The organism is Pseudoalteromonas sp. Of7M-16, assembly GCF_022347805.1.
Classification (GTDB): Bacteria; Pseudomonadota; Gammaproteobacteria; order Enterobacterales; family Alteromonadaceae; genus Pseudoalteromonas; species Pseudoalteromonas luteoviolacea_F.
On sequence record NZ_JAKRFY010000011.1, the window covers coordinates 1 to 13949 of the forward strand.

Here is a 13949-nt window from a genome sequence, read left to right on the forward strand (position 1 = left end):
GCCATATTAACCGCTTCACTTTTAAAGTCAACTAGAAAATTTAATTTTTCTTAATTAAGCTTTCCGTTTAACTTTGACCTTCACTTTGGTTTGCGTTTTTCGTTGCAGCCCGCCGTGTCAGTGGGTGCGCATTATAGGGAGATCTAAACTTTGATCAAGTGTTTTTTTGAGAAAACTTATAAAAACAACTTAAACGAGCAAAAATCATTCTAAAACAACCAAAACCACAAGCTTTGTCATCATTTTTTAATCAAAATGTCATGACTTTTCGAAAAAGGAATTTAAGTATTGTACAAATTTGAGAAGTTGCAAGAAATTTCTCGGCGCGACTTCACCGCACCGAGAACAAAAGACTCTAGTAGAGTAAGCTGTATAATTTTCTACGGAAGGTTGCTGCTGTCGCGTCACCATCAGGCAAAGACGCGATAATATCTAAAAACCCCTTTTTGGCTTCGCCAAAAGATAGGTCTTTGCTCAGGACCTTAAACAAAGACGTTAGCGCTTCTTCTTTCTGGCCTGCATCTACTTGTGCCTGTGCAAGCTCACATAATAACGATAAATCATTCGGATTTTGCTCTACCGCTTGCAGTAGCTTTTTCACCTCAGGGGATTCTTGTGCCTCTTGTGCTTGAGCTAACTTCGCTTGTAAATTGTGGTAATAGGCATCATGTTGATCCTCAGGGATCGTTGCGAGCAAAGCCGCTGCATCATCTGTTTTCTGTATTTGAATACAGATATCAGCAAACACCAAATTCACTCTCGGATTCCCTTTAGCTAAATCATAAGCCTGTTTTGCATGCGAGTAGGCCCCATTGAGATCTCCAGAAGTCAACGCCTGTTTAGCTTGATCCAATAAGATCAGCTCTGGTGAAGGTAAATGTTCAGTCAGTACTTTAGTGATTTCTTCTTTTGTTTTAGCACCCGCTAACACATCAACTGGGGAGCCTGCTTTTAAAACCACCACAGTTGGAAGCGCCTGTAGCCCAACTTGCTGTGCAAGTTGACCTGCTAAAGCCTGTTGTAGATCGCAATCTAGTGTAGCAATAGTGATGCTGCTACTATATTGCGTAGCCAACTCATCTAAAATGGCTGCCTGTGCAATGCAGTCAGGATGCTGGGCACTATAAAAGCTTAGCAACACTAAATGGTCTGCAGATGAAGATGAAAGTACCTGCTGAATGTTTTCTGGCGTTAATGTAATTTTGTTTTCCATAATGGGGCATTCTTAGTTGCAATTCTATTAGCTATATGGTGACTTGTTTTTCGTTTACAAGGTAATTATATAGAACTATTTGCTTTTTCCTTTGTTAGTCGACTTTCGACGTGTTTTTCTATAACCGCCTTTCTTTTTAAAGGGACTTGCTGTTTGAATACCTTTGAGTGGATCAGTATTTAGCGTCTGAGACAACCCGACTAACTCTGCCAATTCATTCTGCAATGGCAACATAAACTGATTATAAGAGGCAGCTTTTTCGGCGATATTAGTTAGCTGAGATTCCCACAATGCCGTTCTATCTGGTAGCGACAAATCTACTGGAATAGTGTTAATAAGGCCTCTTCCAAGATCCGTCGATTTAATTAATTTACCTTCTCTTGTTAAAAATCGCCTTTTAAAAAGCAGCTCTATTATCCCAGCTCTTGTTGCTTCCGTACCTAAACCGTCTGTTTCTTTGAGAACCTTTTTGATATCACCATTCTTTACAAATCGAGCTATACCTGTCATCGCACTGAGTAACGTAGCTTCAGTATAAAACTGGGGGGGCTGAGTGTGCTTTTCTATTATCAGTCCATCGATACAATGCAATGGCTCTCCAACATCAAGATGTGGCAACTGCTTTTTTTCGTTCTGCTCTTTCTTATTTGATTTAAAAAGAACTTTGAATCCTAAGTTGATAACTGTATCAGCTTTGGCGATAAACGTGCCTCCTGCAATCTTTAACTGAGCTTTGGTTTGCGAGTATTCATAGGGCAGGTAAAACTGAGCCAGATACTGCCTGCAAATCAATCCATATACCTGTTGTTCTTGATGCCCCAACTGTGCCGTTTTGAGGTTTTTTTTGGTGGGAATGATAGCGTGGTGCGCTTCTACTTTTTTATCATTCCAACACTTCCCCTTGATATTTGGATCAGCGTTCTCAATATGTTGCTTTTCTTCACCTTGATTGTTCAATATTGCAGCGAGAATGTCATTACGCTCAGCATAGTGGTCATTTGGTAGATACCGATTATCAGATCTTGGATATGTAATGAGTTTGTGCTTTTCATATAAAGACTGGCAGATGTCTAACACTTGCTTTGCTGACATTGCAAAGCGTTTATTTGCATCAATTTGCAATGATGAAAGATTATAAGGTAACGGCGGGTTTTGCTTTTTTGGTATTTTATCCAAAGCGATGAGATCTGCAGGTTTGTCTTTAATTCGACCTGCAACATTTTCTGCCAGCGATTTGACTAACACTCGCTTTTCTTCATCCATATACGGCAAGCAAGCATCACTGGGCACCCATTTAGCGTCAAATTGCTCACCACCTGTTTTGCGAATTACAGCTGTTACTTCGTAAAATGGTTTAGAAACAAAGTGTTTTATTTCCTCATCACGACGTACCACCAAACCAAGCACTGGAGTTTGAACTCGCCCAACTGACAATACTCCTTGTATACCCGCTTTTTGCCCAGCTAAAGTAAAAGCGCGGGTTAAATTCATACCGTATAACCAGTCAGCTCTGGCCCGCGCCAATGCTGAAACACTCAATGGAACAAAGTCTGCGTTCAGTTTTGTCTGGCTAAGTGCCTTTTTCACCGCACTTGGGTTTAAATCACTGATCAACACACGTTCAACAGTCGCTTTTTTCGTTTTGGAAAGTTTAGCTTCTTGGATAACCTCATCAACAAGCAACTGACCTTCCCTATCTGGGTCGCCAGCATGAACTAGTATTGAAGCTTTCTTTATCAATCGCTTCACTGTCGATAATTGCTTTTTCGTTTTTGGTTTGGCTTTAAACTTCCACTCTGAGGGTACGATCGGTAGATCTTGGATCAACCATTTTTTATAACGCTCATCATAGTCTTCCGGCTCAGCTTGCTCTAACAAATGCCCAATGCACCATGTAACACAATCGCCATTTCCGAGTTCAATAAAACCATCTTGCTTTTTATGCGGTTTTGGAAGGACGTCGGCAATGGCTCGACCAAGGGAAGGTTTTTCTGCAATGTAGAGCTTCATAAACGCCAATAACTGTATATTTTTACAGTTATTCTAGCCAACTCCATCCAACAAATCTAGATGTGTTCTTAATTTATCAGGATGAGTAGCTTATTGTGCTAATTGAATTGACAACAAGCTACTCAAAATTTCACCCCTTACGTTTTTAATAAGCTCAGCTGGCTATGCTTCTGTTCAACTAGTTGCGTCATAGCACTGGCCGCGTGCTCTACATCATCTGCGTACTTAGCTAATTCACGTGCAGCGTCGGAAATATTAGTGGTATTGGCATTAACCTCTTCTGTAACCATGCTTTGCTGTTCAGCAGATGTAGCTATTTGCGTTACTTCATGCGAAATACCGTGGAGCTCTGTAACTAAACTCGCCATAATTTTGGCAGCTTCACGACACAATACCGTTGCCTCATTGCCTTGTTCTACCGTTTGCTCGATAATTTGCTCAGATCCGCGGATCTCGCTTTGTAAATTTTCGATCAAGGTACTGATATCATCTGTTGAAGCTTGTGTCTTTGACGCAAGTGCGCGTACTTCATCAGCTACAACCGCAAACCCTCTTCCTTTCTCGCCAGCACGCGCAGCTTCAATAGCCGCATTTAATGCCAATAAATTAGTTTGTTCTGCAATAGATCTAATTACATCGAGTATTTTCGAAATATCCCCACTGCGTTTTGCAACTTTATGAAATGCAGCTTGCGCAGTTGATACTTGAGTGGCTATTTCTTCGACGGTTTCGGTTGTCGTAACGATACTCTGTTCACACTCCCTCACTGTGCCGACTGCACCATCGGTCGTGGTTGCTGCCTGTTCAGATGCCCTAGCAACTTCGCTTGCCGTCGCACTTAACTCGTTAATAGCCGTGACAACATTATCAATTTCAATATGCTGATTAGATACCTTATTTTTAATGTTAATTGCAGCTTCTGTCGTTACATATGACTGTTGATATGACTGCTCAGCAAGACCTTTTAAATCAGCTATCATAGCTCTCAATTTGTTCGTAAAAACATTGAAACCATTCGCTAAAGAAATAAGCTCGGCATGATGTGTGACTTCTAAACTATGCGTTAAGTCCCCTTCACTAGAAGCGAGGTTTACAATTCTAGCTTCTATGTGGGACAGAGGTTTCGTTATGGTGTTTATCAAAAAGATGCTTAGGGCCAAAGCCACTGAAATCACAATAAACCCGAGCATTAGCAACCAAAGTCCAAAATCGCTGGTTGATTGATGCAGTTGTTGCTCAATCCTATACGCTGACGCAAGCACTTGCTGCTTTGGAACTTCGATCACCAGTGACCATGTCTTGTTTGCCAATTCAATTTCAATTGATTTGGCAAAAAACACCTTACTTTCCGTTTCTGCATAGCCACCTTTTTGGTGCAATGTACCTAGCTTATTTGCCAATGACACATCTAAAACATCACTCAGAGGCTCACCCAATTTATCTGCGTTATGGCTCGCACCGGCAATTAACCCCAACTCACTCAATAAAAATACTTTGCCTTTGCCCTGATATAAATTGTTTGAAAGCTCTTCCACCAGTTTTTGCAAACTAGGCAAATTGACATCAACTCCGATAATGCCTTTAAAGCGCCCGTTCTCACGTATAGGCACAGTCAGAGAAGTCATCAGCATTTCTCGACCAGGCGAAATTTCATATAGATAGGGTTCCATAATACATGGCGCATTTATATCTCTCGCGCACAGATACCACTCAGCTTCACGTATACCAAATTGGTTGCGCGCTTCAGCATATTTTGCGTCAGAGGACTCTACAATGTGTTGCGTGACACCGCCGCTATCTCTAGTAAAGTACATTTCGAGCGCCCCACTTCCGGCAACAGAGTGTGACGCTCCCGATATGTAGTCCGTATCATTTTTATCGTAGCCATTTGGTTCGTAGTGCACATAGATAGAAGAGACGTTTGCGCTTTTTTCAAGTCCACCTCTAAGTAAGGATTGCATATCACTTCTGCTCAGTGGCGAGATATATGTAGATTCAAATGATCCTGCCAGCGTGTTTGGCACTCGATAAGCTGCATTTAAAAATCCGGCTATTCTCTGTCCATAATATAGCCCCTGAGCTGTCAGTCTTGCATTTATTTCCTCCAGCATTGCAGAGTGAACCTCGTCACTTTGCCTGTTATTTTCCTCTTGCAAATGTAACCAAGTCGTCACCACTAGAATCGCTATTACCGCAATAACTAATGTTGTTACAAAGAGCATGAGTTTATTTTTTATCGATACTTGCTGCATACGCGACCTTAAGAAATTCCGTCTATTTTCGTTGGGAACAAGGAGTATTTAACGTTTTAAAAACTACCAACTAAAGTTAACTGACTAAATAATAATAGTTTATTTTACTACAGAAATATTAAAGAATAATTGAAGGTAAGTTTTTGAGCTGAATTTTGCAAGAATAAATTGAGATAAGCGTGGAGGCAGGAAAAAACGATAATTAGTTAAATATTAGAATTGGTGGACGATCAGCAGTTGGGTGCCAAAGACACCCAACTCGAAGAAGGCTTTAATCTTCTTCTATTTTGTCTTTTCCCGTTGTCTTGTCTGTAGAGTCAATGCGGTGATGGATAGCCGATTTTATCAACATATACCCACTGATTGGAGCTGTTATAAGTAAAAACAAAGAAATCAAAATTTCTTTTAAACTCAAACCGTCACCGTACTGACTATAATGCGCCATTGCAGCAAATAATAAACAAGCCATACCCAGTGTCGTTGCTTTTGTCGGGCCATGCAAGCGCATGAAAAAGTCAGGCATTTTTACCAACCCGATTGACCCAACTAAAACTAAAACACCGCCCATTAAAAGTAAAATCGAAATAACTATGTCCACTTTCTCAGCCCCTATTCAATTATGTCGCCGCGTAATAAGTATTTACATACAGCAACGGTACTCACAAAGCCGAGTAACGCAATTAATAATGCGGCTTCGAAATACAATGACGTGCCCATATTCATGCCGTATAGGATAATAAGTGCAATGGTATTAATGTACATAGTATCCAATGCCAGTATTCTATCTGGAACTGATGGCCCTACAACTAGACGCCATAAATTCAGTAACAACGCCAAGCCTATCATGGCAAAAACAATTAAGATGATCGTATCTAACATTCAAAGATCTCCTTCAGTGGCGCTTCATAACGGGATTTAATTGTTTCAATCAAAGTTTGCTCATCATCCAGATCTAAGACATGGATCAATAAATACTTTTGGCAATCCGCCTGCTCACCTTCCAGTGTTTCTGGCCAAGGGTACACTTCAGCACTCACTGTACCTGGCGTTAACGAAACCGTACTTGCCAAAATGGTGATTGGCATTGCCTCATGTAAGTCTAAAGGAACTTTTACAAAGCCTGGTTTCAATTTTTTAGTTGGCCCAAGAATTTTGATAGCAACCTCAATATTTGCAGTCAAAATATCGTAAAGAACCAACATCAAATGTCTTAACGCCCTAAATGGCCTAACGACCAGTGGCTGCTTAGTTCTGAAAGGGTGAGTTATAAGCGGTATTACAATCGCTAAAACTATTCCCAATATAACATGTCCTAGCGCCACTGTATTATTAAGCAGTAACCAGACGGAAAATAGCAATAAGCTTCTAAAAGGCGTTGGTAGCCATTTATATTTAGCTTCAAGTCTCATTTACCTGCCCCCTAATACATGTTGGATAAGGCCGTAAAAATTATGTAATTCAACTGCTGCAAATTGTGCGTAATCAGTAACCGGACCAGCGAAAATCACCATCAGTGGCGAAGCCGCAACGAGCATTAATACTGCAACAATTTGCACTGGATGTGCCTTTTCTTCGGTATTTGCCTCACCCTTACCGGTATGATGCCAAAACACGGTGCTTCCCGCTTTTGAAACTGACACCAACACTGCTAAGCTCGCTATGAGGTATATTGGCCAAAACCAGTGACCATGGGCAGATTCCAATGTTGACTCTAATATCCAAACTTTACCGATAAACCCTGATAGTGGGGGCATACCAATTACAGTGACCGCTGCAAAAATAAACGCACCACCTAAAAATAGAGGCTGTGCTACTGGGCGACCCGCTGTAATACGATCTCCTACTTTACCCCTTTGTTTACCCACTAAATCTGCGATTAAAAATAGCGCTGCGGAAACCAGCGTTGAATGCACAAGGTAATAAATTGCTGCGGCACTGCTATCTACTGTTTGCGCAGCAACTAAAGCAACGAGGGTACCCACCGAAACCACAACAAGATTCGCAATCATTTTACGTAGATCTTGGCTCGCAAGAACCCCAATGGCACCCATAACGATGGTAGCCAATGCCAGCCACCACAGCCAATGCTGTGCCATATGACTTAACTCACCCGCCTGTTCGCCAAAAATTAGCGTGTACACGCGCATCATGGAATAAACGCCAACTTTAGTCATAATTGCAAACAAAGCTGCCACAACAGGCATAGCTGTTGAATATGTATTAGGTAACCACAAATGTAATGGTAACAGCGCGCCTTTTAATGCAAAGACAACCAATAACAGTAGACCACCAATTTTTGCCAGGTAAACATCATCACCTTGCAACTCCATAACGCGCGTTGCCATATCGGCCATATTGAGCGTACCTAAGGTACCGTACAGAATACCTAACGCGATGAGGAATACAGATGACCCCACTAAGTTTAGTATCACATATTGCAGTGCTGCTCGCGTATTACGCTTGTCGCCGCCATGCATAAGTAGCGAATATGAAGCAATCAACAGTACTTCAAAGAACACAAAGAGGTTAAAAGCGTCGCCAGTTAAAAACGCGCCGTTTACACCCAACACAAGGAAATGTAATAGCGGATGGAAAAAACTACCTTGCTCATCATCTCCGGCACAGCTATACAACGCACAGACAAGCCCCAAAAACGATGTCAATGAAACCAATAAGGTAGATAGTGGATCAGCTACGAGGACGATGCCAAAAGGGGCCGACCAATCACCTATCGCATATACCTGAGTACTATTGCCTTTGACAAATGCTAACAATGAAACAGATACGGCAGTTGTGAGCAACCCCATAAAAACTGAAACATAACGTCTAATTTTTAAGTTTTTCCCACACGGCGGCATTAACATTAAAATTGCCGCCAACATAGGCAGTAATACAGGTAAAGAGGTTAAATGTTGACTCATGCCTTACCTTGCTCCTTGACCTGACGCCCTTTAGTTTTGGTTTTGTCAGGTACTACACCATTTACGTGGTCGTTACCTAAGTCTGCACGACCACGGATCGCTAAGATAACCACAAAAGCTGTCATCGCAAAACCGATAACAATTGCCGTAAGCACCAATGCTTGCGGCAGTGGATCCGCATATGTTTCACTGTAACCTAGCACTGCGGCCTGATTCATTGACAATCGACCTGATGCAAACAGAAACAGGTTTACTGCGTACGAAAGCATGGTCAAACCTAGGACCACAGGAAAGGTCCTCGCTCGTAAAATCAAAAACACTCCGCAGGCCACTAATAGACCTACGCATGAAGAATACAAAAGCTCCATTAAATATTCACCTCTTCTTTGGGCGCATTCGCAGTCACTTTACCAAGGCTTGCCAATATCATTAACGTTGCTCCTACAACGGTTACATATACGCCTAAATCAAATACCAACGCACTGGCCAGCTCAATTTCACCAATCAATGGAATATCAAAATAGTCGAACCAAGTTGTTAAGAATGGACGGCCAAAGGCCCAGCTACCCAACCCAGATAACATCGCTATTGCAATACCAGAGGCAATGATTTTACGGTAATTCAAAGTGAATCGTTCTGCTATCCAGTTTGAGCCATGGGCAATGTACTGCAAGATAAACGCAATTGCAGTGACAAGACCTGCGATGAAGCCTCCTCCCGGTAGATTGTGACCTCTTAGGAAAATATAGAAAGAGACTAATAACGCCAGCGGTAATAGGCTTTGCGAAATTGACGCTAGCAACAGTGGATAGCGCTCTTTAGCCCACGGACGACCTTCCGAATCACTGCCCGGCATGAACAGAGGAAGGTGAATGATTAGCTTATAGATACCCAGAGCAGCAATACCCAATACGACTATTTCACCCAAAGTATCAAAGCCCCTAAAATCTACTAAGATGACGTTTACAACATTTGTGCCACCACCACCTGTTTTAGCATTTGCCACAAAGAAGTCTGAAATAGACGACAATGGTCTGGTAATGAGTGCGTAACAAATACTACCAACAATCACACCAATCGCAGAGGCAACCCCTAAGTCTCTTAATGTTCTAATCGAGCTCGATTCTTTAGGTGTTTTTTGAGGCAGGAAGAATAACGCTAACATCAGCAAGATAATGGTTACTACTTCAACAGTAAGCTGAGTCAGGGCTAAATCGGGCGCTGAGAAACGTGTAAAGGCGACAGATACCATTAAACCAACCACTGAGATCATCAGCAGTGCCACCATACGCGTACGATGCCAAATAACAGTACCAATTGCACCAATCATCAATAGACCCGCACCGATCCCATTGTGAATGTCTACAGGTGTAAGCGCATTTTCACCAACAAGTTGACTCATTTCAAACAATGGCCAACCTGCACTTAAGAGTACAACCAACAGCATCAGCATCAAATAGCGTTGCAGTGAACCATTTTCGATTGCGCTAATTTTGTTTTGACTCCAAGTAACCACTGAGTACATCGTTTTTTCAAAACCTTTTTTGGCATTGATAGGTGGCAAAGATGCTTGAAATTGGAATAGATACTTACGCTGAGTGTAAATCAATAAACCACCACATACCGCTATGGCACTCATTAATAGTGGCAGGTTTAGTCCGTGCCAAATTGCGATGTAAAACTCTGGAGCTTCACCACCCAATACCGCGCCTGATGCCAATCTTAATATGCCGTCTACTACAAAGTTCGGGAACATACCTACGATCAAGCAAAGTGCTACTAAGATTTCAATTGGCACACGCATATAGCGCGGCGCTTCGTGCGGCTCTTTTGGTAAATCTACCGGATCACCATTAAAGAATACGTCATGGATGAACCTAGCTGAATAGGCCACCGAAAATGCAGCAGCAATGGTTGCCAAGATAGGTATTAACCAAGACATAGAGCCAAGCAATTGCTGATGTAGCGTTTCTGCAAAAAACATCTCTTTAGATAAGAAACCATTAAGCAGTGGCACACCCGCCATTGAGGCCGCCGCAACCATGGCCAAAGTCGCGGTATAAGGCATAAAACGCCACATACCGTTTAATCTTCTCATATCACGAGTACCTGTCTCGTGATCTATGATCCCTGTGGCCATAAACAACGATGCCTTGAAGGTGGCATGATTAATAATATGGAAGATAGCCGCCACAGTTGCCAACTCAGTATCCAGCCCAAGTAACAGTGTAATAAGACCGAGATGACTGATCGTCGAAAATGCTAAGAGCCCTTTCAAATCATGCTTGAACAATGCGATATACGCGCCAACAAGCAAGGTTATTAACCCGGTTAATCCAACCAAAATAAACCAAATCTCGGTGCCAGCTAATGCTGGGTAAAAGCGCGCAAGTAAAAATATTCCTGCTTTTACCATAGTTGCAGAATGTAAGTAAGCACTCACAGGCGTAGGCGCAGCCATTGCGTGAGGTAGCCAGAAGTGGAAAGGGAATTGGGCAGACTTAGTAAAGGCACCCAAAAGCACAAGTACTAGTGCAACTTCATACAAGTTATGAGCTTGAATAAGCTCTCGACTAGCAAGTATGATATCTAGGTCATAGCTACCAACAATATTACCAATGAGTAGCAAGCCGGCCAGTAACGCTAGACCACCACCACCAGTAATAGCCAGCGCCATTTTAGCACCTTTACGTGCTTCTGACTTATGCCACCAATAACTGATTAATAGAAATGAGCTAATGCTGGTCAGTTCCCAGAAAACCCATAGTTGAAGTACGTTATTTGACATCACAATACCCAGCATAGCTGTCATAAACAGCATTAAGTATGCGTATAGCTTGGGCATAGAGTCATTTTCACTTAGGTAATAGCGAGCATAGAAAATCACTAGTATACCGATACCTAAGATCATAAATACGAATAAAAGTGCCAATCCATCCAATCTGAATGACACATCAAGATCGAGTATAGGCACCCAATCTAGCGTTGCGCGAACAGCTTCCCCAGCAAATACTGCGGGAGCTAAATCAATGGCCAACAAAAGGGCCACAGTGGGTGCAATCAAAGTGATTGCAGTCGACTGATTGCGAGAGAGTTTACCTGTAAATGAAGAGAGTAAACTGCCTAACAAGGATATCAAGGGTATCCAAAGCAAAGTCATAAAGAAGCCTTATATCTTCGATGCCGTTCATTACTATTAAATGCACGTTATGATTACGTCATGGCGATCGTGTTCTGTTTATTTTTTACGTGCATTTTTATCACACATAACGTCTACCAGTTATACTTTATTAGTGTTTGACTTGTCTAGGGTTTCACATACTGGCTGTTCAATTAATAGGCAAGATTAACAAACAATTCAGATCCTGTTCATAAAAGGTGCCCCCATTTAACCCTGACTAGTCGTTTACAGATAGCGCATTCAAATAATTTTGATAATCACTAGGTGCTAATAAAGTTTTATCCAATGACTTTAACCATAATCCTAAATATTGGTTTGACAAGTGGATCTCATGATATTCCATCTTTGATACTGCGCGCTGAGGTTTATGTGATGGCAACTTTCCAAACTTGCATGTTTCACTCTGATACCAACCTTTTGGGGCGTTTTCACCCACGTATAAATTGGGCGCTTTTAGGCCCTCAGTCGCACAGAGCCAATTGGCTTTACTTGCTGAAACTGGGTATTCGTCTTCAAAGTAGGTAAAATGCATCAGTTCATGAATAAATAACTCAAATCCATTTTTACTATTCAATGCCATAACCCCGTGGCGCACATTGGCCAGGCCAGGTTTATCTGTCATGATCACTAAGTGCCGCGCTTGTTTTGTAATTCGTTGCCCTATTAAGGGTTGTAAGTCACAACGAATAAACTCTTTTACTTTTCCTTCGCACTTTGCGAGATCACCAACATAATAGGGTTCAGAGAAACAATACGGTAACGCTGTGGCAAATGAGCTGTTCATATACTTAGATTTTAGCCATGTAAGCCGTTCAACACTTAGTAACGACTCAGCAAGTAAAACAACCTTGTGCTCACACTGCATACTTTGCTCTTGGCGGCCAAATACAGAAAAGCCCAATGTGTCTGCGCTATCAATATCAATTTCGCCTACAGGTTTACTTTGAACCATTGCATTTAGTGTCGAATATGGCTCTATCTCTCCAAATCGCTTCAACACACTGTTCATATAAGAAAACTGCTGTTGCTGCCTCAGCAGTTCTAATAAGCGTATATGGGATGATCTCGGTGCATGGCTCCAGTGCTGTTCAAGCACTAGCAACGCTTGTTGATGCTGATCTTTTTCAATGAGTCTAATTGCCCACTCAAACGCAAAAAAATCATATCCAGAGCGCCGAAGAGCCAAAACTTGGCTATTGCTCAATCGCTCAGGTGTCTGTTTTATTCGCTTGTAAGCAACACTGCCTAAGTTAAAACCTGACTCGGCTTGCGCGACAAAGGCGGCTATTTTCTGTGGGGTAAGGTCTTTAATATAAGTAAATTGTTGGCTGCTACTGGGCACAGCCAACAATATAAAAATGATGCCAGCAATATACTGACGAAACATCATTTAACCAGCGCTTTTTTGTAAAAGCGCTTGCCTAAGCAACTGCAACTCTAGTTTTGCATATTTGTGTTCTACAAACTCATATACATTAGTTGCCAACGTCAACCTAAAATACTCCGCAGCTTTCAAGTCGTTGCCTGCTCGAAGATGACGCTTGGCTATATAGAAATAGGCTTCACAAAGTCGCTCAGCATATTCCTTCTGCGACTGAACGCCTTGGGTAACGCCTGCAAGAAACTGTTCTTCATTTAGTTGATTTAAGTACAGTTGAACAATTTGCGTTGACCATGCAGAAGGGCTCAGCTTTTGGCTGTTAATTGCCAATTGCTCTTTAGCTACAACCGGATCAACGTCATTTTGAGCTAAAAACAACCATAATACTCTATAAGCATCGTCGTCTGCACTTGCCAAAAATCGCGTAAAATCGTCTACAGCAAGTTCGGCCCTATCTCCGTAATAAAGCGCAATACCTCGGTTTAAATATGCGTATTCATAACTTTCATCTAACTCCAATACGGAGTCAAAACGCTCATATGCTTGGGTAAACTCTTGACGTAAAGTGTGATGTATTCCCAAAAAATTATAGGTTTCTGCCAAATCTGGCTTAAGCTTCAAAGCCCGATTGAAGTCGATTTGTGCTAATTGAGGTAAACCCAAGCTATCGTATAGTTTACCGCGTATGTGGTATAACTCTGCTCTTTGAGTTCGCGTCAACTCTGGGCTATTGAGTAACTCACTGTACCGGGCCACTTCAATTTGAGCGCGTGGGTCTGGTTGCAATGGCTCAGTAAATGGGATTGGCAACAATGGCAGCATGGCACTATGCTCACCAGCTTTTTGCGTGCTCTGACAGCCCAATAAGCTTAATCCTAACAATGGTATTAATAAAAATCTCAAGGTACTTCCCTCTATGGGCCAGAAAATTGATGATGTCAGCCATTAAAGCACAAAAAAAGGGGCCATTCAGCCCCTTTTAACGAAACTT

Annotated in this window: 11 protein-coding genes; all 11 read right to left on the minus strand. The window is 41.9% G+C overall.

Features of this window, described 5'->3' with window-relative positions:
* Window positions 1-355: 355 nt before the first annotated feature.
* The 11 genes from MHN81_RS12820 to nlpI all read right to left on the minus strand — a co-directional run bounded on the left by MHN81_RS12820 (window position 356) and on the right by nlpI (window position 13861).
* Entirely contained in the window at window positions 356-1213 is an 858-nt protein-coding gene (locus MHN81_RS12820; protein ID WP_023397679.1) for a tetratricopeptide repeat protein, read from the minus strand.
* A 75-nt stretch (window positions 1214-1288) separates the two neighbouring features.
* A complete protein-coding gene (locus tag MHN81_RS12825; protein WP_023397678.1) occupies window positions 1289-3223 on the minus strand; it encodes a DNA topoisomerase III in 1935 nt (644 codons plus the stop codon).
* A gap of 137 nt (window positions 3224-3360) precedes the next feature.
* A complete protein-coding gene (locus MHN81_RS12830; RefSeq protein ID WP_239425907.1) occupies window positions 3361-5475 on the minus strand; it encodes a methyl-accepting chemotaxis protein in 2115 nt (704 codons plus the stop codon).
* A gap of 271 nt (window positions 5476-5746) precedes the next feature.
* Complete coding sequence (locus tag MHN81_RS12835) at window positions 5747-6073, minus strand: Na+/H+ antiporter subunit G (RefSeq protein ID WP_023397676.1); 327 nt, start codon at window positions 6071-6073, stop codon at window positions 5747-5749.
* Window positions 6074-6084: 11 nt separating this feature from the next.
* Window positions 6085-6354 (minus strand): K+/H+ antiporter subunit F, encoded by a 270-nt coding sequence (locus MHN81_RS12840; protein ID WP_023397675.1) that lies wholly within the window; start codon window positions 6352-6354, stop codon window positions 6085-6087.
* Window positions 6348-6884 carry a Na+/H+ antiporter subunit E gene (locus MHN81_RS12845; RefSeq protein ID WP_023397674.1) on the minus strand — a complete coding sequence of 179 codons (537 nt, stop codon included), beginning with the start codon at window positions 6882-6884 and terminating at the stop codon, window positions 6348-6350. Before MHN81_RS12845 ends, MHN81_RS12840 begins: the two co-directional genes overlap by 7 nt.
* Complete coding sequence (locus MHN81_RS12850; RefSeq protein WP_239425908.1) at window positions 6885-8396, minus strand: monovalent cation/H+ antiporter subunit D; 1512 nt, start codon at window positions 8394-8396, stop codon at window positions 6885-6887.
* Entirely contained in the window at window positions 8393-8764 is a 372-nt protein-coding gene (locus MHN81_RS12855; protein WP_023397672.1) for a Na+/H+ antiporter subunit C, read from the minus strand. The genes MHN81_RS12850 and MHN81_RS12855 overlap by 4 nt, the downstream gene beginning before the upstream one ends.
* Entirely contained in the window at window positions 8764-11556 is a 2793-nt protein-coding gene (locus MHN81_RS12860; RefSeq protein ID WP_023397671.1) for a monovalent cation/H+ antiporter subunit A, read from the minus strand. Before MHN81_RS12860 ends, MHN81_RS12855 begins: the two co-directional genes overlap by 1 nt.
* Window positions 11557-11794: 238 nt before the next feature.
* Window positions 11795-12967 (minus strand): hypothetical protein, encoded by a 1173-nt coding sequence (locus MHN81_RS12865; protein WP_239425909.1) that lies wholly within the window; start codon window positions 12965-12967, stop codon window positions 11795-11797.
* The gene (gene nlpI / locus MHN81_RS12870; RefSeq protein ID WP_036975066.1) at window positions 12968-13861 is read right to left on the minus strand and encodes a lipoprotein NlpI; all 894 of its coding nucleotides are present in this window, start codon (window positions 13859-13861) and stop codon (window positions 12968-12970) included.
* Between the last annotated feature and the right edge of the window lie 88 nt (window positions 13862-13949).